The sequence below is a fragment of the Gemmatimonadota bacterium genome, from assembly GCA_021295815.1.
Lineage (GTDB): Bacteria > Gemmatimonadota > Gemmatimonadetes > Longimicrobiales > Gaopeijiaceae > JAGWBQ01.
Genome location: JAGWBQ010000014.1, coordinates 23,652 through 48,171, shown reverse-complemented (window position 1 = coordinate 48,171; position 24,520 = coordinate 23,652). Strand labels below are relative to the sequence as shown.

The following is a 24,520-nucleotide window of genomic DNA, read 5'->3' as shown; positions in this document are numbered from 1 at the left end:
CACCGCGACAGGTGAGGCGGCCGGTCGCGTCGCGCCCGATGCCTCGTTCCGGTTCTGAGCTGGCGGGAAGCTCCCTGAGACCAACCCTAACGTTACGACGCGCTGGTAGATCCGCTCCCCGGTTGAACCGTCTCCGCCGATGTGCTTGGGTAGGACTCTGTGGGCATCTCCGTGCACCCCAACGCCAGGACGCCGGCGAAGGCGACGCCCCAAGTCCTCCGCGTACTGGGTCGCTTGTTGCTCAAGTACGGGAAGACCCTCGAACTCAGCCTCCCGCCGGCGCACCTCCCGGCTTTCTTCCGGCCCCCCGCAGGTTCGCGACCTTGCCGAGCAGATCGAACCAGAAGGGCGCACCCAGGCTGACGGCGGCGATGGTGATCAACCAGCCGCCCGCCCGCTCGATCCAGTCCGTCAGGGTGTGGCTCGCTCCTTCCCACCCGATCGGGAAATCGGCGACCCCGAGCGGCTCGGGCGAATCCGGGTCGGCCGTCGCGCTTGCTTCGAGCGCCGCTCCGGCGAAGAACGCCCCATTCTCACCCCCGAGCTCCTTGACCAGGTGTATGGTGTCGGCGTTGGCAGCCGCAGTGACCGCGACCGCGACCAGAAACACGTTGAGCTTGGCCTTGCGCGCGTACCAGCCGCCGACCCGGTCCATGCCCTCGTCGATCCAATCCGCCATGGCCCGCCGAAGATCGTCGATTCCGCCCCCGTACCGCTCCACCATAGATCCGACGACTCCGTGGAGCGGGCTGGATTCGGGCACCCGGTCGGCGACGGCTTGGGCGCTTTCCCTGGCCGAAACCTCGAGGTCGCCCTCCCTGTCCCTGGTCAGCACGTCGAGCAACGCGGCGGCGAGAGTGTCGGTCTTCAGGTACGACGGGGCCTTCCCCGACTTGGCGAGTCTGGCGACGAGCGGGTGTGCGTAGACCGCGCGGGCATGGCGTTCGCCGAAGAGTCGTTCGATCCCGGTGCGCAGGTTCCTGGAACGCAGCGAGAACAGGGAAGCGATCCACTCCTGGACCGCCGACGCCGAGAGGCTGAGCACGAAGTAGAGGAGGAAGAGTCCAAGAATCGCGTCGATCGCCGGACCGTTGAACATCAGCGACGCATGCTCCGCCACTCGTCCTTGATGATCCGCGCGTTCCGTTCCACGGTTTCGCCGTCGACGTTCAGCACCACACGGTACTCGCCCGGCGGTGCCGGAGAGACCGCGAAACGAACTCGGTCCACGCCGCCGCCTCTGCCGCCGAAGCCTCCGAATCCGCCGCCCCGCGCCTGCTCGCGCAGACGGGCCTGCTCCTCTTCGCTCCGCTCCACGCGCCTGGTCATGTCCCAGAGGATCTCGTGGAAGCCGGCCGAGCTCTCACCTTCAAGCTCCGCGACCGCGAGTCCGCCCTGGTAGACGGTCAGCGCTACCGATTCCGCGTCCTCGGGCAGGTAGTAGGAGAGAGGCACACCTGCGGGTTCGCTCTCGCCTTCGAAGTTGGAGGAGGCGTAGTTGGTCATGTCCGCCCCTTCCCAGCGCACCTTCGGCTCGGGGTGGAAGAAGTGGGCTCCGTCCGCGATCACGGGCCCGGCCGCCTGAGCGAGTTCGCTGATGTCGGCGATGTAGATGCCGCGGCCGTGGGTGGCCACCACGAGGTCGTCCTCGCGGGGATGGATCTTCATGTCGTGAACGGGCGAGGTGGGCATGTCGCCCTTCATGCTCGTCCAGCTCTCGCCTCGGTCGACGGACGCCCACACCTGGAACTCGGTGCCGACGAAGAGAAGATCCGGGTTGGCATGGTGTTCCCGCACGACATTGACAGGTCCGTGGGGCAGGTCGCCGCTTATGTCGGTCCAGCTCTCGCCGAAGTCGTCGGTGCGGTAGACGAAGGGGCGGAAGTCGTCTCGGCGGTAGCCGGTGTACGAGACGTAGGCGGTACCGAGATCGTGGTGCGAAGCCTCGACCCGGCTGACCCAGTACTCGGGGTTGTCGGGGATGTTGTCGTTGAGCAGGGTCCAGCTCTCGCCGCCGTCCCGGGTGAACTGAACGTTGCCGTCGTCCGTTCCCGCCCAGATGACCCCGGCCTTGAGCGGCGACTCGTCGATCGTGGTGATGGTGGCGTACTGGATATTGCCGTCGCCGCCCCTTCCGGTGGTCAAGGTGGCGGGATCGGCCTTGGTCAGATCTGGGCTGATCACCTCCCAGCCCTCGCCCCGGAAATCGGAACGCAGCACCATGTTGCCGGCGTGGTAGATCACGTCGCAGTCGTGCGGCGAGACGAGTATGGGCGCGTTCCAGTTCCAGCGCATGTCGGGGTCGTCGTGCCGGATGCCGCGCCGTTCGCCGGTCACGAGGTCGAGCCGGGCGATGGGACCGAACTGCGACTCGTTGTAGAGGTAGCGCCCTTCGCACCAGTCGAACTCGTTGTACATGCCGTCGCCGCCGCCGACGCGATCCCACATCTCGAAACGGACGGGACCGCCGGCCGGGTTGGTGTTGTAGGCCATATGCGATCCGTTGTCCTGAAGCCCCCCGGCGACCCGGTAGGGGTAGGACATGTCGATGCCCACGGCGTAGAACTGGGCGAGCGACTGAAAGTCCGGATGGTACCAGTGTTCGCCGGCGTCGTAGCTGACCCCCATGCCGTGGTCGTAGCCCAGGATCATGTGGCGCGAGTCGTCGGGGTTGATCCAGAGCGCGTGATCGTCGCCCCCGAAGCCGAGCGGCCTGCGCTCCCAGGTCTCGCCGCCGTCGTACGTGCCCCAGGACGCCGCCGAGAGCACGTGCACGATGTCGGGATCGTTGGGGTCGATGATGATCTGTCCGTAATAGTAGGCGGGTGCGCCTCCGATCGACTGGCCGTCCGGACTCACCTTGGTCCAGGTCAGGCCGGCGTCGTCGGATCGGTAGACCTCGCCCCCGATCATCCCTCGGCTCGATTGGTGTTCGAGCAGCTCCTGGCGCCTCTCCTCGTCCGACATCCCTTCCTTGTTGGCGTTCTCGATGGTGGCGTAGAGGATGTTCGGATCGCGTTCGTAGACATCCACGCCGATGCGCCCGAGCATGCCCTCCGGCAGCCCGGCGCCGATCCCGATCCAGTTGGCGCCGCCGTCGGTCGTCTTGTAGAGACGGCTGCCGGGTCCGCCGAGATCGAACGTGAAGGGGAGCCTGACCTTGTCGTAGCTCGCCGCGTATAGCGTGTTCGGGTCGGTCGGATCCATCACCACGTCGACCACTCCGATGGCTCGTCCCTCGGACTCCGGCGCGAGCACGTGTTCCCAGCTCTCGCCGCCGTCGGTCGTCCGGTAGAGGCCGCGTTCCGGATTCTCGGAATAGAGATGACCCAGAGCCGCGACGTAGGCGATGTCCGGATCGGTCGGATGCACCACGATGCGCCCGACGTGGTGAGACTCGGGCAGCCCCACGTTCGACCAGCTCTCGCCCGCGTCCGTGGACTTGTACACGCCGTCGCCCCAGTAGGAGGAGCGGGAGTTGTTCGCCTCGCCCGATCCCAGATAGAGGACGTTCGGGTCGGAGGGGGCCACCGCGATCGCCCCGATGCTGAAGACAGGTTCGTCCGTGAAGAGCACGTCGAAGGTGATGCCCCGGTTGGTGGTCTTCCAGAGATGGCCAGAGGCCGTGGCGATGTAGAAGGTGTGCGGATCCTGCTTGGGAACCGCGATGTCCACGAAGCGGCCGCTCTGCCGGGTGGGCCCGATCTCGCGGTAGGTCGTCGAGGATATGATCGCCTCCGCCGCGGACTGAGCCTGGATCGGCGGCGAGTCGCTCAGGAGGAGGAGGGCGAGGCCGCAGGCCGCGACGGCGAGCGGTCCGTGGGTTCGCGGCGCGGGGGAAGGCGTCGATGCTGGCATGAGGCGGTGGTCTCGAGAAGGTGGAAAGTGCCGGGTTCAACCTGCCGCCGAACAGCGTTCAGGTCAATAGCCCGGGGGGAGCCGCCGCACGTGATCCGAAGGAGGAATTTCCACCTTGCGCGGACACTTCCGCTCGGGTGTCCTCGAGGGATCGTCACCCCTTGTGCAGACGCCGTCTAACTTGCTAGCTGCCGACGACCTGCCCGCCGCGCGAACACCACCATCTTGGTGCGCGGGTCGAAGTGAACCCGAGACTGCGAGAGCCCAAGCGCCCGCGCTGAAGTTCCGAGGAAGCGCCCGAGCAGCGGACTGGCGTTGCCGAGCCGGCGCGACAGCGTCTCCAACGTCAGCGTGATCCCGTAGGACTTCACGGCGAGCACCTCGAACCCCGCTCGTTCCAGCGCTCCCGTCATCGTGTGCCTGGTAAAGAAATAGAGGTGCTCCCGCACCCGTCTGAAATCCTCCAATCTCTTCCCCGCGATCCGTGAAACCAGCGAATCCGAGTCCATGGTCGAGACGACGAAGAGCCCGCCGGGCTTCGTCAGCTCCGCGACCTTCCGCAGAGCCGCGAACGGGTCGTGCAGGTGCTCGATCACGTCCATCATGGTGACCACGTCGAACTGGCCTTCGCCGTAGTCGAGCAAGGCGCCCACGTGCACCGGGAAGCCGTACCGGCTCGCGACCGCCGCCGCCGCCGCGGAGTTCCGCTCGATGCCCTCGACCGCGAAGCCGCGCCGGTGCGCCCGTTCCAGCAGGTAACCCGGTCCGCATCCGCAGTCGAGCAGGCTCGCGCCTTCCAGGCGGTCGTCTCCCTGGATCAGATCGACGATCCGCCCGACGAGCTTGTCGAAGGCCCGGCAGCGGTCGGCGCGTTCCTCCTCGTAGTCCGAGTAACCGTAGAGCGCGGACTCGTCCCCGTCGAAGAACCCCGGGTTTCGGAAGTAATGCTCGTCGTACACGGCATGCAGGTCGTCTTCCGACGGGCGCGGATCGAGCCACATGAAGGTGCACCGGCGGCAACGCAGAATGCGATGAGCGTCGAAGACATATCTGGTCGCGATCCTGTCCGCGCGTCCACAGAATTCGCAGCCCGAGGCGGACGGATCCGGAGCGGGACCCCACGACTCCGAGGTCGGAATCCCGTCGTCGGATCCGCTTACCGAAATTCCCACTTGAAACCCCTCGTGTATAGACGCACCTGGCCCGGCAGCCATACCACTACCGCGACTGAATCTAGATCGACCGCGGTGTCGAGATGAACGGCGGGCACCTCCCGGTCGTTCACCATGAGCGTGCCGCACGGCGCCGGGCTCAGCATCTGGGCCTCCGCCCACCCGGTCATGGAGGGCGAACCTCTCTGAACGCTCGATCCTCCATAGCCGAAGCAGACGCCGAGCCGGCCGTGGCTCACGGGGATGTAGAGCTTCCTGAGCATGTCGGTGTTGTCGCGCGACCTCGCCTGCACCTCCGCCAAGCGCTGGCCCTGGTAGGCGCGAAACCCGAATATGGTGTTGGGGTTCACACCCAATTCGAGCCGCAACCAATCCACCATCGCCTCGTTGGTGACCACCGCCTCGATGGGATCGAGCGGAATGGGCTCGGGTCGCATCTCGAGGTCGAGGCCGTACGTGCTGTCGGTGGCGACCGAGAAGCGGATGAAGTCGGTATCGAAATAACCGAGCCGCTGAGCGAAGAGGACGTACTCGCCCGGCCCGGGGAGGGTGAACCGATACCTTCCGTCTTCCTCGGCGACATAGTTCGCGAGCTGATTCCCTTCACGGTCCATCAGGAACACGCCGGCGGTCACCACCGGGGAGTTGTCGGCGGAGTCCAGGATCCGGCCGCCGATCACCTGCGCCGCTCCCGGGTTCGTCACCGTCAGACCCACCCCAAGGGCGACCGCTGCCTGCAGCGTCAGACGTCTCCCGTCGGATAGGGGCTCAACCACCGGATTTACCTTCCTCATTTTCTCCCCACGCATATCGCCGACATTCCGATCCGCCAGACGCACTCCGCCCGGAAGCCCGCCCGTCCGATGGCGTCGAGCTCCTCATCCAGAGTGAAGTAGGTGTCTTCCTCGGCCCATTCCTCGAAGTGCCGGAAGACCTGCTCTCGATGGATTCCCGCAGAGACCATGTGTTCGACCCAGAGATGTCGGATGCGTCGGTTTTCGTCCTCGCTTGACGAGAGAGCGATGTCGGCGTTCACGAACACGCCTCCCTCGGGCGTATTGACGAAAATGTTCCGGTAGAACGCACGTTTGTCTTCAAGATCGGCGATGTGGTGGAGAGCCAGACTCGCGCAGAAAGCGTCCGATTCCTGCGGCGGATCGTTGAAGTCCCGGCAGCTCAGGCGCACCCGGTCGCCAAAACGGGCCAGCCTCTCTTCCGCCCGGTCGAGCATGGAGTCGTCCGAGTCGACGAGCTCGACCGCGCCCACACCTTCTTCCGCAAGCAATGCCTCCGCCAAAGAGCCCGTTCCCGAGCCCAGATCGGTCACGAGCCGAGGTCGCACCCGAGCGACTTCGGTCGCCGCCCGCGAAATCATCTCGCCGTAATTGGGAATGAATCGGCGGATGACCTCGTCGTAGGAGCTGTTCGCAATCCGCAGATGCCTGCCTGCCCAATCGGTCGCGACCTCCTTTTCAGTCTCTGGGCGACCCATCCCGCAGGCCCTCGAGCGGATCCCCGCGTTCGGTGATTCTTTTCGACACGCGCTCACTCATCCGCCCAACCGGCCGTCGCACCGACCGCGATCTCGCCCCCGGTCTCGACCTTTCCGTAGGCCCCGCCGCGCCACTCGGGCCGCAAAGCATCCTGAAGCCCGGGCCGCGCCTCCTCCATGCGACCGCAGGGCTTGGTCTCCGCCACGATGCGAATCCGAACGTCGCCCAGAGCCAGGAGCTTCCCGCCGGACTCGGCCAGCCGAACGCCGCTCACCATGACGTTCGCCCGTCGCATCTCGGGGCCGACCCCGGGGAGGCTCTCCTTGACATCGTCGAAGACCTCGCGCTCGATGATCGTGACCTGACGCAGCTTCCGTCCGAAACAGGCGTCGCCCTCGATCCCCTTGTCCTCCACCGCCAGCACCCGTCCGGACGGATCGAGCTCGCCCCGGTGCGCTCGCTTGATCCAGAGCCCCTCCACTCGCGCCGCGTCCGCGTTCATAGTCGCCTCAGTCATCGTGCGCCAGCTCGTACTCGCGCTGCGTGTGCATCATCTCGCGCGCCTGGCCCCGGTCGCGCCGTTTGGCCGCCCGCATGGAGCGGTCGCGCCGTCCCTCGGAGTGAACGCGCGGCATCGAGATAAGTCGTTCGAGCTCGGAACTCGCGCACTCCGGGCAGGAAACGGCGTCGCCCTCCTTGCGCACCCAGAATTCGAAGGCGTGGTCGCACTCGGCGCAGGCGTACTCGAAAATCGGCATCATCTCCTCCTCTACTGATCCATCCCCGCCTGCTCGCGCACGTAGCGAGCCGCCTCCTCGTGGGTGGCGAACCACACCTCCCCCTTTTCCTTAATGTGTGCGACCAGTCCTTCGAGCGCCACCATCCGCGAGCGCTTGCCGATGACGTGCGGATGCATGGTGAGCAAGAACATCGTCCGCTCCTCCCAAGCGCGATCGAACTCGTCGATCCATATTCGCATCGCGTCGCGAGGCGGCGTGTGACGATCCCCGAGCGGGTTGAAGAGCGGGGCGTCGTCGAGGATCCAGTCCACCGGAAGCTCCACCATGCCCGTGGGTTCGCCGCGCTGGACGATCTCGTAGGGGCGGTCGTCGGCCATGAGCGAGCTCTCGTAGAGGAGTCCGAGCTCGCGCACCAGGTCGAGCGTGTTTTCGGAGAGATTCCAGGAGGGAGCGCGATAACCGACCGGACGGACACCCGCGATTTCCTCGATGGCGTCCATCGCCTGCCCAAGCAGCCGGGCCTCGGTCTCGCGGTCGAGCGTGGCGTTGCGCTCGTGGATCCAGCCGTGGACTCCGATCTCGTGCATCCCCGACGCCTGGATGATCTCCGCCTGCCGGGGAGCCAGCTTGAGGCTCCACGCGGGGAAGAAGAAGGTGGACGGGATTCGCTCGCGATCCACGAACGCCACCACCCTGGGCAGCGCGACCCGAGAACCGTACTCGCCCTGCGAGAGCGGACCGACGCTCACCTCGCCGTCGCGGAGGCCGTGCACCGTCTCGTTGTCCACGTCGAAAGAAAGCAGCACGGCGACCCGAGCGCCGCCCGGCCACGATTCCGGGGTGAGGTCGCGCCCTGCGCGAGTGTGCTCGACTGCGGTCCGTACCTCCTCTTCGGTCCATTCCCAGGGCGGAACCGCCGCTTCCTCGGAGGACGAGGGGGGAGAGCACGCGCCCAGAGCGAGCAGAGTCGAGCAACGGATCGTGCCCATCGCGGATCGAATAATGATGGAGCGCATGGAGTCGGCGGAGGAGGGGACGGGTCGTCTCGAACCCGGCCTGCTAACCCTTGCCTGGCCGTAAGGGTTCCGGCAGCGGCCGGGGCCGTCCGGGTCGACGGTCTGGCGCGGAGCCCTGTCGCGAGCGACCCCCTCCGCGGACTCCGGCGCAGCCGCCGATTCGGGAACACCGACCCGCGAGCACCGTACACAAGGAGCGCCCGTGAGGCGGCGGAGTAACGGCCGCAGCTCGACGGACACCCACTTCCACACGGAACCTCCACCGCCGTTGCCCCACCGTTTCTTCGCCATTCTCGCGCTGGTTTCGGCAACGGTCGCGGGAATTGCCGTGTTCACCGCGCACCGCGAGGGTCCCGCGCCTCCGGTGGCGGAGAGCTCGAGGGCGTTGGGTGCAGGGCCCGCCGGAGCCGTCACCCAGTGGAGCTGGAACGGGATCCGGGAGCGCGACGAGGCCCCGCCCCGCCCGAGGACGACCTTCTCCGGCGGGCCAGGTGCGACGGCCCTTGCCGACGGCCTCGCGTCCGCGCCGGCGGGATTCGAGCCGATCTCGGCGCAGCAGGGGCCGCCCCACCGGCGCATGTATCCCGGCGAGCTGCCGGGCCGCTACCCCTTCTATTGGACCCGGGCCATCTACTCGGGATGGGGTAGAGGCTGGCGCGGGCAATCCTGGGCGATCGACTATCCGAAAGGCGACCAGCAGTTCATCCTCGTCCTCAAACGTCTCGTCCGGCTCGACGCCTACGACTGGGACAACGCGGTCCGGCTCGACGATCCCGATCTGCGCCGCTTCCCGGTCCTCTACGCCGTCGAGGTGGGCGGCATGGAGCTCACCCAGCCCGAGGTCGAAGGGCTGCGCGCCTACCTGGACGCCGGCGGTTTTCTCATCGTCGACGATTTCTGGGGCGACGAGTGGTTCGCGTGGGAGCACAACATCAGAAGGGTCTACCCCGACCGGCCCATCGTCGATATCGGGCTCGATCATCCCATATACTCGGCCTATTACGATATCACCGAGATAAAGCAGGTGCCTGCGCGCGGCCGCGGCATCTACGGAAGGCCGACCGAGGAGTGCTACGGTTGCTACCCGGCGGTGCGGGGCATCTACGACGACGACGGGCGTCTCATGGTGGTCATCAACTGGAACACCGACCTCGGCGACGCGTGGGAGTGGGCGGAGGATCCCAGCTATCCGCTGGAGTATTCGACCTACGCCTACGAGATGGGCGCGAACATGATCGTCTACGCGATGAGCCACTGACCCGCGCACGTGTTCGAGTTTCTCTTCAAATATCGACCGATCGCCTTCGAGGAGGGCGAGCTGGTTTTCGTCGCGCCCGCCTGGGTCGAGACCGCGGTTCTGGTCGGGTTCCCGCTCGGCGTTCTGGCGACGGTCACATACGTTTGGACCAAGGGGCGCGCGTCTCCCAGAGACAAGGTGGCGCTCGCCGGCTTGCGGGTTCTGCTCCTGGCTGCCGTCGGGTTCTGCCTTCTCCATCCCACGCTCGTGCTCAGAAGGGTGGCTCCGCAGCAGAATTTCGTAGGTGTGCTGCTCGACAACTCGGGGAGCATGAACCTCTCGGACGGTGAGCGGACGCGCGCGGACGCGATGCGGGAGAGCTTCGGCGCCGAGAGTCCGCTGACCGCCGCGCTGGCCGAACGCTTCACGCTCCGCCACTTCGAATTCGACGACGATGTCGACCGCGTCTCCTCGACCGAGGAGCTGACGTTCGACGGCACGCGCACCGACATTGGACACGCGCTGGCCACAGTCAACGCGGAGCTCACGGGAGTACCGCTGGCCGGTCTCGTGGTGGTCAGCGACGGCGTATCCACCACTTCGACCGCGCTCGCCGAGTCGCTCGTTCCCCTCCAGGCCGCCGGAGTCCCCGTCTACACGGTCGGAGTGGGGGAGGAGGCCATCTCTCCCGATATCGAGATGGGGCGCGTCGAGATGCCGCGGAACGCACTCGTCGGCTCCCGGGCTCTAGTGGACGTGGTGGTGACCCAGCGCGGAATGAGGAGCGGCGAGCGGGTGCCGCTTGTCGTGGAAGACGAGGTTCGCATCCTTGCCGAGCAGGAGATCGAGCTGGCGCGGGAAGGCGAACCGGCGGTCGCTCGGGTGCCGATCGAGCTCGACGTAGCCGGGCCCAGGGTCGTGCGCTTTCGGATTCCGGCCCAGCCCGGGGAGGAGGTGGCCCAGAACAACGAACGCTCGGTTCACATGAACGTCCGCGACGGGCGGGAAAAGGTGCTCTATTTCGAGGGCGAGCCCCGCTTCGAGGTCAAATTCATGCGTCGTGCCGTGGCGGACGACGAAAATCTTCAGCTTGTCGTTCTCCAGCGTACCGCGGAGAGCAAGTTCCTGCGCCTGGACGTGGACGACGGCAGCGAGCTGGAGTTCGGCTTCCCCACCGAGCGGGAAGAGCTTTACCGCTACCGGGGGCTGATCATCGGCAGCGTCGAGGCCTCGTTCTTCACCCACGATCAGCTCGCGATGATCGCCGATTTCGTCTCCGAGAGAGGCGGCGGCGTCCTCTTCCTGGGCGGAAGCCGCGCCTTCGCCGAGGGAGGATGGGACGGAACTCCGGTGGAGGCGGTAATGCCGGTGCTGCTGGATGACCCGGTTGAAGGAAGTCCGGCCACAGCTGGAAATCCGGATGACGAAGCCGAGGCCGCCGGTGCTCCTCCGGTGCGGTCGCCCGAGCGATACTTCGCCCAGGTCAAGGTCGAGCCTACGCGGGCGGGGCTTTCGCATCCCGCCGTCCGCCTCGACGCCGAGCTCGACGGCGTGGAAGAGCGTTGGGCGGAGCTGCCTGCGGTGACCCTCGTGAATCCGATCTCGGACTGGAAATCCGGCGCGACGCCTCTGCTCAGCGGCAGATCGACGGTGATCGACGCCGTCGGAACGGGTACGGACGGTCCCGTGCAGGCGGTTCTCGTGCACCAGCGTTACGGTCGAGGCAAGTCGATCGCGCTCACGATCCAGGACTCCTGGCTCTGGCAGATGCACGCCGACGTGCCCGTGGACGACATGGCTCACGAGGTATTCTGGCGGCAGATGATCCGCTGGCTGGTAGACGGCGTGCCTGAGACGATGGATGTTGTCGCGGAGCGTCAGCGAGTGGAGCCGGGTGAGACCGTGCGGCTGCTGGCCACGTTGCGGGACTCGGTCTACTCGGCGGTCAACGGCGCTGCGGTGGTGGGCCGGGTGACCGCGCCCAGCGGCCGGGTGACCGAGATACCGGCCGAGTGGACGGTCGAGCGCGATGGCGAGTACGCCTTCGAGTTACGCCCCGAGGAAGCCGGCGAGCATACGGTCGAGGTGGTGGCCGCCAGGGGCGGGGTCGCGCTGGACAGCGTGGAGACGTTCGTGGTCGCCGCGCCGGCGTCCGACGAGTTCTTCGGAGCCGGGCAGGACGCGGCGACGCTGCGTCGGATCGCCGAGGCCACCGGCGGACGCTACTACGCGGCGGCCGATTTGGCGACTCTCGCCGAGGACATCGAGCTCAGCGGGGGAGGGGTGACCTTGGTCGAGAGCCTCGATCTCTGGGACATGCCGGCTTTCTTCTTCGCGATGATCGCGCTCATGGGCACCGAGTGGGGATGGCGCAGACGGCGGGGGCTCTCCTGAGGGGCGGGAGGGTGGCTGCGGCCGGTTCCGCCCGACATGGCCGCGGACAGACCGCTCACGGCGTTCGAACGCCGCATCCGCGTTGGATCGCGGCCGCGCTGGCAATCCTGCTCAACCCCTTCGTTCTCTCCGACGCGAGCGGTCAGGGCCGGACTCACGCCGTGGTGGTCTACGGGCTCGGCGGGGCGCCCGAATACGGCGCGGCATTCCACGAGCAGGCGATGGCGCTGCGTGAGGCGTTCCTGAATCGACACGGAATGAATGACGACCGCGTCACCGTGCTGGGCGAACGCGTGGAGGCCGATCCCGAGCGGATCGCGGCCCGCTCGACGAGCGAGAACGTGCTGCGCGCTCTTGCGGGGATCGCGGAACGGGCGGAGCCCCTCGACCGGCTCCTCGTAGTGCTGATCGGGCACGGGACCGCCGTGGGAGGCGAGGCGCGGCTCAACCTCCCGGGACCCGATCTCTCCCCCGGTGAACTGGACCAAGCGCTCGACCTCTTCCCGACCCAGACCGTGGCGGTCGTGCATGTGGGTTCGGCGAGCGGCGGCTTCTTGCGGCCCATTTCGGGCGCCAACCGCATCGTGGTGACCGCCACCCGTAGCGAACGGGAGCGCAACGCGACCGAGTTCGGCGAATTCTTCGTCGAGGCGGTTACCAGCGACGAGGCCGATTTCGACAAGGATGATCGCACCTCGCTGCTCGAGGCCTTCCAGTTCGCGCGCCAGCAAGTGGCCCGCAGGTACGAGGCCGCCAACGAACTGCTCACCGAGCACGCGATCCTCGACGACAACGGCGACGGCGAAGGCAGCGGCGAGCCCGACGTGGCCGAAGCGGACGGAAGGCTCGCGGCCACCTTCCAGCTGGGCGGGGTGTCGGGGACTTCGGCGCAGACGCCGGACGATCCCGAGCTGGCGCGGTTGTACGATGAGCGGCGCGAAATCCAGGAGGGGATCGAGGCGCTCAGGAGCGCTCGGGACTCCATGGAGGAGAACGCCTATTTCGATGCGCTGGAGGAGCTGCTTGTCGAGCTCGCGGTGAAGAACCGGGAGATACGGGCGCTGGAAGGGAGTGGTCGGAGCGCGGTGGTCGATACGATTCTTCGGGTTCCGGCATCTTGATCCGGAAGAGCTCCGCAGGTCCGACGGTGCGGCCGCCGCGTCGAGTTCGGCTCGCCGTGACGATCGTTCCGGCGATGCTTGCGGCTCTGACCGGCACGGTCCTGGTCTCCCCGACCGCGACGAGTCCGTTGGCAAGGAGTCCGGTCACCGCGACCGCGGTGGCGACCGGCCCCGTAGCGCCTTCCGCACCCCGGCCCCAGTCCTTCGACGAAGCTCGCGTTCTGGCCAGGTCCGGCGATTACGACGGGGCGGCGAGGGCGCTCGGACGGATCCTGCGATCCGATCCCGGCCACGTTCCCGCCCGTCGCGAGCTCGTCCGAACGCTCCTCACCGTCGGCGAGTACGAGCGCGCCGAAGATGTGGCCCGCGAGGCGCCCGACCCGGTCGGCCTAGCCAACCTCCTGGGCGAGGCCCTACAGCTTCGGGGACGGCTGCCGGCGGCCGAGACGAGCTTCCGGGTCGCACTGGGCGAGCTCCCGCCGGGAAGCCTCTCGTCCGCCGGTCCGGCAGCGCGGCTTTCGGGCGGGGCGGCAGCCCTACCCGACAACGCCTCGTCGGAACGGCTGCGACGGGCTGACGACCACCTGACCGCTGCGGTCAACCTGGCCGACCTCCTCTTCCACACCGGAAGGATCGACGAGGCCGAGCTTCTCTGCGACGAGTTCATCGACATCTATAACGCTCGCGTGGGCTCTCTCGACGCGGCCGAGCTTCTGGCCGTGGGGCGGGCGGTGCATCGTCTGGCCCGCTCGGAGCCGGCGCTGTTCCAGGATGCTCTCCGCGCCTTCGACGAGGCCGGCGCGGCCGATCCCGGCTGGCCCGAGCCCCGCGCTCGCGCCGGAGCCCTTCTCCTCGAGAAGTACCAGAGCTCGGAGGCCCAATCGGAGTTCGAGGCGGTGCTTTCGGCCAACCCGAACCATCCCGAGGCTCTGCTGGGCATGGCGAGGGCGCTGATCTTCGACGGTCGCCCTGGGTCCGACGACGCGCTCGCCAAGCTGCTCGACATCAATCCCAACCACGCCGAGGGCCGCGCCCTCCTGGCCTCCATCCACCTTCGGAGCGAGCGTCACGAGGAAGCCCGTACCGAGAGCGAGCGCATCCTGGCGGGGAACCCGTCCTCCCTCGCCGGTCTGACGGCCCTCGCCGCCACTTACCTTCTCTCCGGCGACCGCTCCTCCTTCGACGAGGCCCGCGCAAGGGCGCTCGCAGTCAACCCGCGCTACGCCGCGCTCGACACCGAAGCCGCCCGGCTGCTAGAACGCCACCGCAGGTACGCGGAGGCGGCGGAGAGGGCCGCCGCCGCCACCCGGCTCGATCCCAAGGCCTGGGAGGCGCACGGCATGCTCGGCCTCAACCAAATGCGGATGGGGATGGTCGAGGAGGGCCGAGCCAACCTGGAACGCGCCTTCGCAGGAGACCCTTACAACCCCTGGTTCAAGAACTCGCTCGATCTGCTCGACACCTTCGGGCGCTACGAACTTCACTCCAACGAACGCTTCGATCTCTTCCTCCACGAGACCGAGGCCGACCTCCTCCACGCCTATCTCGCCCCGATCGCCGAGGAAGCTTACGACTCACTCGCCCGCCGCTACCTGACCAAGCTCTCCGGTCCGGTCAGGGTCGAGCTCTATCCGAGCCACGCCGACTTCTCGGTTCGCACCCTGGGCGAGGCGGGACTGGGAGCTCTGGGCGTCTCGTTCGGGCCGGTGCTCGTCATGGACTCGCCGGGCGCCCGGGAGCTTGGGGACTACAACTGGGCTTCGGTCTTCTGGCACGAGCTCGCGCACTCCTTCCACCTGGGCATCAGCCGGGGTCGTGTGCCGCGCTGGTTCTCGGAGGGGCTTGCGGTCCACGAACAGCGGCAGGCTCGGCCCGGGTGGGGCCACCAGGCGTCTCCCGCATTCCTGAACGCTCTCAAGCAGGGCGATCTCAAGCCGGTGAGCGAGCTCGACGACGGCTTCATGCGGCCCGCGTTTCCCGGTCAGGTCGTTCTTTCCTACTACCAGGCGTCTCTGGTCTTCCAGTACCTCGAGGCCGAACACGGGTTCGCCCCCATCCGCGACCTACTGACCGGTTACGGCGAGGGGCGGAGCACCGAGGAGCTGGTGGAGAGCGAGCTGGGGATGAGTCTAGATGAGCTCGATCGCGAGTTCGACCGCTATCTGAAGGCACGCTTCGCAGACGCTCTCGACGGCCTGAGCGAAGGCCCCGCCCCCCTTCAGCCGTCCGAGCTGAGCGACCTCCGACGACTTGCGGCACGCATCCCGGACGACCCGCTCGTCCGCCTCCGGCTCGGAGCCGCCCTGACCCGTGCGGAACGGCACACCGAGGCCCGCCCTCATCTCGAGGCGGCTCTTCGGCTCTTCCCCGAGGTCGGCGGGGCCGCTAGTCCGCACTGGCCGCTGGCGCAGGGATTCGTGGCCGAGGGCGACACCGCTAACGCCGTCCACCACCTCAGGGAGCTCCTTTCGCGCTGGGAGGCCGGCTACGAACCCCTTCTGCGGTTGGCCGATCTGCTCACCGCCACCGGTCGCCCGGATGAAGCCGCCGCGGCTCTCGACGACGCCGTTCTCATCTGGCCCTACGACATCGACCTCCACAGACGGCTTGCCGCTCTCCACACTCAGCTGGGCTCCTACGAGGCGGCGGTGCGGGAAAGACGAGCGGTAGTCGCGCTGGGTCCGCCCGACCGCGCTCAGGCCCGCTACCTTCTCGCCACCGCGCTTCGCGACGCCGGAGATTTGGAGACCGCACGCCGGGAGGTGCTCCTGGCTCTCGAGATCGCCCCCAACTTCGAGGAGGCTCTCGAGCTGCTGCTTGAGCTGAGGAGGGAGCGTGTCGGCCCGGGACGTCGGCAAGGCGTGGCGGCCCGCAACCCGGGGGGCGGACGATGAGGCCTATTGCGGTCGTCCTGGCGCTGACGGCCCTCGTCGGTCCAGGGTTCGCGCCGCCTTCGCTCGTCGTGCCCGGGCTCGCTCCTCCACCGCTCGCGGCTCAGAACTGGGACGATCTCAACACGCCCTACGACAGCCGCTACTCCTTTGTGCGTCTTCGTTTCGGACAGCCCGGCTCGTTCGGGGGCTGGCGCAGAGGACCCATGTGGGCGCACGACTATCCGCGCGCCGAGATCAACTTCGTCCAGATCCTCAGCGAAGTCAGCTTCGTCGATCCGGTGACCGACGGCACCAACGTCCTCTCGCTCGCCGACCCGGAGATCTTCTCCAACCCCATCCTTTACATAGTGGAGGTGGGCTACTGGAATCCGAGCGAAGAGGAGATCCGACTGCTGGGCGACCACCTGAGCAAGGGCGGCTTCCTCATAGTGGACGACACCCGCGGCGAGCGCGGCTTCGAGTGGGACAGCTTCCGCATGAACATGGAGCGCGCCCTTCCGGGCCACGACCTACTGCCGCTGCCCCACGACCACGAGATCTTCAGCTCCTTCTTCCAAATCGATCCGCTCGCGGTCATCCCGCCCTACGGTCCGACGAACCCTCTCTGGTTCGGGATCTTCGAGGACAACGATCCGGACGGGAGACTCATGGTCGTCTTCAACTTCAACAACGACATCGCCGAGTACTGGGAATACTCGTCGAGGGGATGGTATCCGATCGACCCCACTAACGAAGCGTACAAGCTCGGTGTCAACTACATAATCTACGCGCTCACCCACTAGAGTTCTCCGACCGCGCCGGTCCGCCGCCGGTCTCCGACCCTTCACCCGCAACCCCACGGAGCCATCTTTGGCCGACAACCCCGAAACAGAACCGGAAACCCGAGGCAGCATGGGCGACACCGCCCGCGACCGCACGGACGACATCGCGGAGCGCGAAGACGACGTGGCGCTCGCTGATCGCATGAGGCACGGGCGCGAGCGGATACTTGCGGAAGTGCGCAAGCTCATCGTCGGCCAGGACAAGGTCGTGGAAGAGGCCCTTCTCACCCTCTTCGTGGGCGGCAACTCCCTCCTCGTGGGCGTGCCGGGCCTCGCCAAGACGTTGCTGGTGCACACCCTGGCCCAGGTGGTGGACCTCAAGTTCGCCCGCATCCAATTCACTCCGGACCTCATGCCCTCGGACGTGACCGGGACCGACATCATCCAGGAGGATCCGGCCACCGGCAAGCGCTCAATGGTTTTCGCACCCGGGCCCGTCTTCGCCAACATCGTCCTCGCCGACGAGATCAACCGCACCCCGCCGAAGACCCAGTCCGCCCTGCTGGAGGCGATGCAGGAGCACCGGGTTACGGTTCAGGGCCGCACCTACGAGCTCGACGAGCCCTTCTACGTGTTCGCCACCCAGAACCCCATCGAACTGGAAGGCACCTACCCGCTCCCCGAGGCGCAGCTCGATCGGTTCATGTTCGAGATCGTGATCGACCACCCGCCGGAGGCGGAGGAACTCGAGGTGGTGCGCCGGACGACCGCGACGCAGGCCTACGAGTTCGAGCCTGCGGTCACCGGCCCGGACCTCGTCGCCTTCCAGGAGCTGGTGCGCAGGGTGCCCGTCTCGGAAACCGTGCTCAAGTACGCCCTGGCGCTGGTACGCGCAAGCCGACCGGAGGGCGAATCGCCTCCGGATTTCGTGAAGGAGTGGCTCTCCTACGGGGCCTCGGTGCGGGCGGCCCAGTACCTGGTGATCGGCGCCAAGGCCCGAACGATCCTGCGCGGACGCTACCACGTCACGCCTGAGGACGTGCGGGCGCTCGCCCATCCCGTGCTCAGGCATCGTCTGCTCACCAACTTCCACGCCGAATCCGAGGGGCGGAGCACGGCCGAGATCGTGGACATGCTGCTCGAAGCGGTGCCCATGCCTTCATCGGGGATGTAGCGGGTTGACCGCCACCGCGAGTACCGGCGTCGGCGGGGCCCGGTTTCTCGATCCGGCCACGCTGGCGCGCATCGGCAACCTGGAGCTGCTGGCGCGGACCGTGGTGGGCGGTTTCTTGGCGGGGCTCCACCGCTCCCCGTATCTCGGTTTCAGCTCCGACTTCGCCGAACACCGCCCCTACATGCCGGGCGACGATATTCGGCGCATCGACTGGCGTCTCTTCGCGCGGAGCGACCGCCACCACATCCGACTCTTCGAGGCGGAGACGAACGCCGACTTCGTGGTCGTGCTCGACGTCTCCAGGTCGATGGATTACGGCACCGGCCCGCTCACCCGTTTCGAATACTCCCGCTTCCTCGCGGCTTCCCTCGTCCATCTCTCGAACCGCCAGCGCGACCGGGTCGGAGTCCTTACCGTGGACAGCGGCATCGTGGACCGCATTCCGCCATCGATGGGCAATCTCGACACCATTCTAGCCGTCCTCGACAGGGCGAAGCCCCACGGGGAAGGCTCGATCGCCAGGGCGATGGCCCCGGTGACCGAGCTGCTCAAGCGGCGTGGGATCGTAGCCATCATCTCGGATTTCTACGAGGAGGCCGACCGGATCGTCGAGGCCGTCGGAGCGCTCAAGGCCCGCGGGCACGACCTCATCGTTTTCCATCCCGTCGACCCCTCGGAGCTCGACTTCCCCTATCAGGACGCATCGGCGTTCGAGGATCTCGAAGGCGGCTCGCAGATCCCCGTGATTCCCGGCCAGGTCCGCGCCGACTATCTCGACCACTTCGGTCGCCACCTGGCCGCGCTGAAAGACGGATTTCGCGACCTCCAGGCCGACTACGTGAAGGTGAACATCACCGAGCCGCTCGATCAGGCTCTTTTCGACTACCTGCTCGCCCGCAGGCGACGCACCGGCAAGGTGCGCAGGAGCTGAGCCGTGGGCCTGGAACTACTCGTACCGATCTTTCTCGTCGGGCTCGCCGCGATCGGAGTCCCGGTCTTCCTGCACCTAACCCGCAGGCAGCGACGGAACGTGGTCCTCTTTCCGTCGCTAATGTTCCTCAGGCGCATTCCGTTCCGCGAACAGCGCAGACGAAGGATACGGCACTGGTTGCTGCTCCTGCTTCGCGCCCTCGCTCTGGCGGCGATCGTGCTCGCCTTCACCCGCCCCTTCGTGGAGAACGCCGTCGTGGACGGGGCCGTGACCGGCGGACCGAGAGAAGTCGTGGTTCTGCTCGACCGCTCCTACAGCATGGCGGCCGGGAACGCCTTCGCCGACGCCGTGGACGAGGCGCGCCAGGTCTTCGGGGGACTCGGCCCGCTCGACCGGGCCAGCCTCGTGCTCTTCGACCGGGGAGCCGAGCTGGCGGTGCGTTCGACGTTCGACCCGGCGGAGCTGGAAAGGGCGTTGGACGCCGCGGAAGTCGGCTCGAATGCGACTCGCTACGGTCCCGCGCTCCGGGTCGCGGCCACCGTCGTGGAGGAGTCGCGGCTTCCTGTGGGCGAGATCTACCTGATGTCGGATCTCCAGCAGGCCGGATGGAGCGAGGACGACGAGTCGACCTTGTCCGCGAAGGCCCGGCTGATTCCGGTGCCGGTGGGGGCGGCCCGCGAGCTGACGGATGCGGACGAGATGCCGCAACTTGCCGATTACGCCGTGACCGACATTTCACTGGCTCGTTCGGCGGATGCGGGACGCGAGCGGGTGACGGTGACCGCGCGGGTGGCGCGCTTCGGTACGGTGGGGGAATCGGGCTCGGGAGAGACCTTGCCGCTCACTCTCTCCGTGGACGGAGACGAGGTGGAGACGGCGAACGCGCGCCTGAGCGACGCCGCCGGGTCGGTGAGTTTCCGCCCGTTCACGCTCTCGCAGCCCTACACCCGCGGCGAGGTCGCGCTCGAGGGCGGCGACGCGCTCTCCGCCAATGACGCCAGACGCTTCGTCGTCTCGCCGGGCGGGCACCTGGCGATCCGGATCGCCGAGGGTGCGGGCGCCGAGGACGGCGCTTCCCAATACCTGCTCGGCGCGTTCTCCGTCGCGGACGAACGCTTCCGGGTCTCGCAGCGTCTGACGCCCTCCTTCGGCGCCGACGAGCTCGACGACTACGACGTGGTGATCCTGAACGACGCCCGACCGTCCGCAAGTTCGCTGGTCCGACTCGACGAGTTCGTCGCCGGAGGGGGAGGCCTCATCGTGGTGGCGGGATCGTCCTCCAGCTGGGGCAGTGCCTGGGAGCCGCTCCCCGGCGTCCAGACCGGGCTGCGCGACTGGGAGAGCGGCCGGGCAGGTCGCCTGGGATTGCTCTCGTACTCCCACCCGATCCTGGAGCCTTTCTCCGGGCCTCACAGCGGCGATTTCACCGCGGCCCGCTTCTTCCGTGCCCGCACCTTCCGGCCGACGGACTCCGCGACGGCGCTGATGAGTTTCGACGACGGCGGTCCCGCTCTCGTCGAGCGCGGCCACGGTCTGGGCAGGGTATTGCTCTGGACCTCGTCCCTCGACCTCTACTGGAACGACCTCGCCGTCCAGCCGGTTTACCTTCCCTTCGTACACAGACTCGTCGAGCACGCCTCCGGACGGAGCGAGGCGGTGGTCGAATTCGCCGTGAATCAGGTCTTGGACCTCGAGGATCCGGTCGCGCTCGAGTCGGCTGGCGCGACCCCCGAGGAGGCTGCGGGGCTGGCCGGGGAGAGCGGGCTGATCGCGATCGCGCCCGGCGGGGACGTCGTCGAGATGCAGGATCCGGGCGACGCTCGCTTTCTCGTTCTCGCCGAGGCGGGCTTCTACGCGGTCAGGCGGGAAGGAACAGCTCCCGGAAGGACTTTCAGCGTGGCTGCCAACGTCGATGTGGTCGAATCCGACCTGACCCCGATCGACCCGGAGGAACTCGCGGCCCGCCTCGCCGGTCCAAGTATGGACACCGACGAAGCCGCCGAGGCGTCCGATCCCGGCTTCGAGACGGAGCTGCGCAGGGCCGACCGCGAACGCAGACAGTCGCTCTGGCGCTGGCTGCTTCTGGGAGCGCTGGCGCTCTTCGTCGCGGAGACCGTGCTCTCCAACCGAACACCGGCTTTGGCCAGGGAGCGATGAAGCAGTAGGTTTCGAAAGACCCAACCCGGAGTAGTTGATGAGAGAGTCAGACAGAAGGATCCAGAGCCGCCGTCTCCTCGGTTTCGTGCGTTCGGTCCGGCGGCGGTGGCGGCTGCGCATCGCGCTCCAGGGACTGACCTGGACGGGATTGACGGTGATCGCCGCACTCGTCGCGGTCTCCCTCCTGCTCGAACAGGCGAGGTTCTCCGCGGACGCCATTCTGGTCGGACGGGTCGCCGCCTGGGGGGCGCTCGCTCTCGCGGTGGGCTGGTTCCTGGTCCGTCCGCTCCTGCGCAGGGTGGACGACCGCAGGGCCGCCCTCTACTTGGACGAAAACGAGCCTTCCTTGCGCCACGTGGTCACCACGGCGGTGGCGGGCGAGGTCGGCGGATCGCCGGCGCTCCGGGATCGCACCGTCCAGGACGCCCTGTCGAGGCTGCGCAAGGTGGAAGGCGGGCGTCGGGTCGAGCGCTCCGCACTCGTGCGCTTCGGCCTCCTGCTCGGCGCGGTCGCGGTCCTCGGCCTCCTTCTGGTGCCGTTCGGACCCGACCTCGTGAGAACGGGCGCCTCGGCCCTGCTTCCCAACAAGAGCGCGGAAGAGGCTCAGCCCTATTCCGTGGCGGTTCTGCCCGGCGACACCACGGTCGCGCGCCACTCGGACCTTTTGTTGGAAGCGGCTCCGGGTGGGTTCGAAGGGGGCGACGCCTTCCTCTTCGCCAGAGCCGAGTCGGAGGAGTCCTTCACCCGCCTCGGAATGCTCGACGACGGAGCCGGGGCCTTCACGGCCATGCTCTTCGAGCTCGCTGAGCCCACCGAGTACTTCGTGGACATTTCGGGCGTGACCTCGCCCACCTACTCCATCGAGGTGAAAGACTTGCCGAGGGTGGAGCGGCTCGATCTCGTTCTCAACCATCCGGCCTATGCCGGGCTCGATCCGGTCGTCATCGAAGACGGCGGCGACGTGGCGGCGTTGCCCGGAACCGTGGTCGAGGTCACTGCGCACGCGAACATGGCGAGCGAAGGAGGCCGAATCGTGCTCGACGGCGGTCCTACGTCCGAGCTCGCGGTTTTGGAGTCGTCCGAGACGCCGGCGCTCGCCGGGCGTTTCACGGTGACCGAGAGCGGATACTACCGGGTCGATCTCGCCACGGAGGACGGCCAGCTGATCCCGGCGTCGGCCGAATACGCGATCACCGCCCTCAGCGACTATCCGCCGCAGGTCCGTTTCTCGCGGCCCGGGCGCGACGTTCCGGCTTCGCCGATCGAAGAGGTCTACCTGGAGGCGCAGGCGTTCGACGACTACGGCGTTCGGGAGCTTCTTCTGGTGAGCTCGGTTAACGGAGGCCCGGAAGACACGGTCCGCATCTACGACGACCGCGCCGGGGACCTGGACGAGGTCTCGGCCGGCCACACCCTCTTCCTGGAGGAATGGACGCTCGAGCCGGGCGACCTGGTCTCGTACTACGCCCTCGCCCGTGACCGCAGGCCGGGGTCGGAACCGGTGGCGAGCGACATGTTCTTCGTCCGGGTCAGGCCGTTCGACGTGGCGTTCCGCCAGGCGGAGCAGCAGGGCGGCGGCCAGCAGCAAGGCGGCCGGCAGGCGGGTCCGGAGAGCGCTCTCTCCGAACTTCAACGTCAGGTGATCTCGGCCACCTTCAACCTGATCCGGCAGCGCTCGTCGTATTCCGAGGACGAATTCGACGAGAACGTGGTCTCGGTGGCCCTCGCTCAGGGAAGGCTGCGCGAGCAGGTCGGCACCCTCCTCCAGCGCATGGAGAACCGGGGGATGACCGAGACCGATCCCGGGTTCCGCGACGTGAGCGCCATCCTGCCCAGGGCGATCGAGGCGATGACCGAAGCCAAGGCTCACCTGGACGAGGGCGAGCTGCAGGAAGCCATCGGTCCCGAACAGAACGCGCTCAGATACCTGCAACAGGCGGAAGAGACCTACGAGCGCTACGTGAGCCAGGGCCAGGAGCAGCAGCAGGGCGGCGGCGGTGGCGGCAGCCGGCAGGCCGCCGAAGATCTGGCCGATCTTTTCGAGCTCGAGCTCGACAACTTCGCGAACCAGTACGAGACCGTTCAGCGCGGGCAGCAGCAGAGCGCCGACAACGAGGTCGACGAGCTCATCGAGAAGCTTAACGAGCTGGCCCGCCGGCAGGAGCAGGAGGCGGAGCGCCAGGCGCGTCGTTCAACCAATGCCGGTGCGCGCGGGTCGGAGGCGCAGCGTCGGTTGGCCGACGAGACCGAGGAGACCGCTCGGCAGCTCGAACGGCTCGCTCGCGAGATGAACGATCCCGATCTGGAAGAGACCGCGCGCGGTCTCCGCGAAGCCGCCGCTTCCATGCGGCGAGCCGGGGCTCAGGCTGCGGGAAGCGATCAGGCCAACTCGGCCCTTCGGCGCTTGCGGGACGCCCAGCGCGAGATGGAGGAGGCCAGGGCGGGCCGGGCTCAGCGCGACGCCGAGGTGGCGGCCTCCCGCGTGGAAGAGCTTCAACGACAGCAGCGCGAGGTGTTGAACCGGGTGCGGGAGATGCCGCGGGACCTGGGCGAGGAGCGAGCCCGCGAGATCGACGATCTCAGGGAGCGCAAGAACCAGATGACCGAGGCCGTGCAGGGGCTGGAGAGCGCTCTCGACCGAGCGGCCGCAGGCAATCGAGCTGAAAACCCCGAGGCCGCTCGGGCCCTTCAGGAGTCGGCGAACCATATCCGCGAGTCGAAGCTGAAGGAGAAGCTCCAGTACTCCCGAGGCACGATCGAGCAGTGGGACCCCGAGTCGGCGGCCACGTTAGAGATGGACATCGAGTCGGACCTCCAGGCCCTGAGGGACCAGCTCCAGCGAGCCGCCGAAGCCGCGCCGCAGGAAGAAGCGGGCGAGGGTCTCGAACGCGCCTTGGAGGAGACCCGGGACTTGGTGCGTGGGCTGGAGTCCATGGGCAGGCGGCTGAACGAGCCGGCCGACCCGCAGGCCGAAGCGAGCGGGGAAGGGGGAGAAGGAGAGGCGGGCCGGGAAGAGGGTGGCGAAGGCGAACGCGGTGAAGGCGAGGGCGGCCGGCAGGAGCGCGGCGGCGACCCGCAGGGCGATCCGGCGAACAGCCGCGCCCAGGGCGATCCCGGTGCCCGAACCGCCGTCGACGGCTCCACCTACGGAGGTGGCCTCGTACGACCTAGGGAACTGACCCCGGAGGAGGTGCGCCAGTCGGGCCGGCAGTTCATGCGCGACACCGACCGCGTGCGCGAGATCCGGAACCAGCTTCGCATGGAGGGCCGGCCGGCGGAAGAGCTCGAAGACGTGATGGAGGCGATGTCGCGGCTCGGCCGGGAGAACACCTATGAGGACCCGGCTCTCGTGGCACGCCTGCACGCCGATGTGCTCGAAGCCCTGCGCCGGCTCGAGTTCGGCCTCCGACGCGAGGTGGAGGGCGGAGACGAGCGCGGTGCGGCGCTTACGGCCGCCGACGAGGTGCCGGAGGGGTACCGAGAACTGGTCGAGGAGTACTATCGGGCGCTCGCCCGAGGCGGCAGGGCGGCTGGCGGCCGAAGCCCGGGCGACGGTCCGTAGCCGGCGAATC

The 24,520-nt window shown here is 67.6% G+C and carries 17 protein-coding genes; 9 read left to right on the top strand and 8 right to left on the bottom strand.

The window, feature by feature from the left end:
- Positions 1–265 precede the first annotated feature (265 nt).
- From J4G12_07440 to J4G12_07405, 8 genes are all read right to left on the bottom strand, one after another.
- A complete protein-coding gene (locus J4G12_07440) occupies positions 266–1,099 on the bottom strand; it encodes a hypothetical protein (protein MCE2455643.1) in 834 nt (277 codons plus the stop codon).
- The gene (locus J4G12_07435) at positions 1,099–3,858 is read right to left on the bottom strand and encodes a hypothetical protein (protein ID MCE2455642.1); all 2,760 of its coding nucleotides are present in this window, start codon (positions 3,856–3,858) and stop codon (positions 1,099–1,101) included. Before J4G12_07435 ends, J4G12_07440 begins: the two co-directional genes overlap by 1 nt.
- Before the next feature lie 176 nt (positions 3,859–4,034).
- Positions 4,035–5,030, bottom strand: coding sequence for a class I SAM-dependent methyltransferase (locus J4G12_07430; protein MCE2455641.1), 996 nt, complete (start codon positions 5,028–5,030; stop codon positions 4,035–4,037).
- The gene (locus J4G12_07425; protein ID MCE2455640.1) at positions 5,015–5,806 is read right to left on the bottom strand and encodes a carboxypeptidase regulatory-like domain-containing protein; all 792 of its coding nucleotides are present in this window, start codon (positions 5,804–5,806) and stop codon (positions 5,015–5,017) included. Before J4G12_07425 ends, J4G12_07430 begins: the two co-directional genes overlap by 16 nt.
- Positions 5,807–5,820: 14 nt before the next feature.
- Positions 5,821–6,522 carry a methyltransferase domain-containing protein gene (locus J4G12_07420; protein ID MCE2455639.1) on the bottom strand — a complete coding sequence of 234 codons (702 nt, stop codon included), beginning with the start codon at positions 6,520–6,522 and terminating at the stop codon, positions 5,821–5,823.
- 53 nt (positions 6,523–6,575) lie between these two features.
- Positions 6,576–7,040: an MOSC domain-containing protein gene (locus tag J4G12_07415; protein MCE2455638.1), complete on the bottom strand. Its 465-nt coding sequence runs from the start codon at positions 7,038–7,040 to the stop codon at positions 6,576–6,578.
- Complete coding sequence (locus J4G12_07410; GenBank protein ID MCE2455637.1) at positions 7,033–7,281, bottom strand: zinc ribbon domain-containing protein; 249 nt, start codon at positions 7,279–7,281, stop codon at positions 7,033–7,035. The genes J4G12_07415 and J4G12_07410 overlap by 8 nt, the downstream gene beginning before the upstream one ends.
- Positions 7,282–7,292: 11 nt before the next feature.
- The gene (locus J4G12_07405; protein ID MCE2455636.1) at positions 7,293–8,252 is read right to left on the bottom strand and encodes a polysaccharide deacetylase; all 960 of its coding nucleotides are present in this window, start codon (positions 8,250–8,252) and stop codon (positions 7,293–7,295) included.
- A 229-nt stretch (positions 8,253–8,481) separates the two neighbouring features.
- Here J4G12_07405 and J4G12_07400 point away from each other — a divergent pair, with 229 nt between their 5' ends.
- The 9 genes from J4G12_07400 to J4G12_07360 all read left to right on the top strand — a co-directional run bounded on the left by J4G12_07400 (position 8,482) and on the right by J4G12_07360 (position 24,510).
- The gene (locus J4G12_07400) at positions 8,482–9,537 is read left to right on the top strand and encodes a DUF4159 domain-containing protein (protein MCE2455635.1); all 1,056 of its coding nucleotides are present in this window, start codon (positions 8,482–8,484) and stop codon (positions 9,535–9,537) included.
- Between the two features lie 9 nt (positions 9,538–9,546).
- Positions 9,547–11,910, top strand: a complete 2,364-nt coding sequence (locus J4G12_07395) for a hypothetical protein (protein ID MCE2455634.1) — start codon at positions 9,547–9,549, stop codon at positions 11,908–11,910.
- Complete coding sequence (locus J4G12_07390; GenBank protein MCE2455633.1) at positions 11,883–13,031, top strand: hypothetical protein; 1,149 nt, start codon at positions 11,883–11,885, stop codon at positions 13,029–13,031. Before J4G12_07395 ends, J4G12_07390 begins: the two co-directional genes overlap by 28 nt.
- Before the next feature lie 56 nt (positions 13,032–13,087).
- On the top strand, positions 13,088–15,925 hold the full coding sequence (locus J4G12_07385) for a tetratricopeptide repeat protein (GenBank protein MCE2455632.1): 2,838 nt from the start codon (positions 13,088–13,090) through the stop codon (positions 15,923–15,925).
- Entirely contained in the window at positions 15,922–16,707 is a 786-nt protein-coding gene (locus tag J4G12_07380) for a DUF4159 domain-containing protein (GenBank protein ID MCE2455631.1), read from the top strand. The genes J4G12_07385 and J4G12_07380 overlap by 4 nt, the downstream gene beginning before the upstream one ends.
- Positions 16,708–16,816: 109 nt before the next feature.
- Positions 16,817–17,860, top strand: coding sequence for an AAA family ATPase (locus J4G12_07375; GenBank protein MCE2455630.1), 1,044 nt, complete (start codon positions 16,817–16,819; stop codon positions 17,858–17,860).
- A 4-nt stretch (positions 17,861–17,864) separates the two neighbouring features.
- Positions 17,865–18,791, top strand: a complete 927-nt coding sequence (locus tag J4G12_07370; GenBank protein MCE2455629.1) for a DUF58 domain-containing protein — start codon at positions 17,865–17,867, stop codon at positions 18,789–18,791.
- Positions 18,792–18,794: 3 nt separating this feature from the next.
- Positions 18,795–20,948: a BatA and WFA domain-containing protein gene (locus J4G12_07365; GenBank protein ID MCE2455628.1), complete on the top strand. Its 2,154-nt coding sequence runs from the start codon at positions 18,795–18,797 to the stop codon at positions 20,946–20,948.
- A 37-nt stretch (positions 20,949–20,985) separates the two neighbouring features.
- Positions 20,986–24,510: a DUF4175 family protein gene (locus J4G12_07360; protein MCE2455627.1), complete on the top strand. Its 3,525-nt coding sequence runs from the start codon at positions 20,986–20,988 to the stop codon at positions 24,508–24,510.
- The last annotated feature ends 10 nt before the right edge of the window (positions 24,511–24,520 follow it).

Excerpts from the sequence above, each read along its gene's own strand:
- J4G12_07440 (MCE2455643.1), bottom strand. The coding sequence starts at position 1,099 with ATGTTCAACGGTCCGGCGATCGACGCGATTCTTGGACTCTTCCTCCTC.
- J4G12_07435 (MCE2455642.1), bottom strand. The coding sequence starts at position 3,858 with ATGCCAGCATCGACGCCTTCCCCCGCGCCGCGAACCCACGGACCGCTC.
- J4G12_07420 (MCE2455639.1), bottom strand. The coding sequence starts at position 6,522 with ATGGGTCGCCCAGAGACTGAAAAGGAGGTCGCGACCGATTGGGCAGGC.
- J4G12_07415 (MCE2455638.1), bottom strand. The coding sequence starts at position 7,040 with ATGACTGAGGCGACTATGAACGCGGACGCGGCGCGAGTGGAGGGGCTC.
- J4G12_07410 (MCE2455637.1), bottom strand. The coding sequence starts at position 7,281 with ATGCCGATTTTCGAGTACGCCTGCGCCGAGTGCGACCACGCCTTCGAA.
- J4G12_07405 (MCE2455636.1), bottom strand. The coding sequence starts at position 8,252 with ATGGGCACGATCCGTTGCTCGACTCTGCTCGCTCTGGGCGCGTGCTCT.
- J4G12_07390 (MCE2455633.1), top strand. The coding sequence starts at position 11,883 with ATGGCGCAGACGGCGGGGGCTCTCCTGAGGGGCGGGAGGGTGGCTGCG.
- J4G12_07380 (MCE2455631.1), top strand. The coding sequence starts at position 15,922 with ATGAGGCCTATTGCGGTCGTCCTGGCGCTGACGGCCCTCGTCGGTCCA.
- J4G12_07375 (MCE2455630.1), top strand. The coding sequence starts at position 16,817 with ATGGGCGACACCGCCCGCGACCGCACGGACGACATCGCGGAGCGCGAA.
- J4G12_07360 (MCE2455627.1), top strand. The coding sequence starts at position 20,986 with ATGAGAGAGTCAGACAGAAGGATCCAGAGCCGCCGTCTCCTCGGTTTC.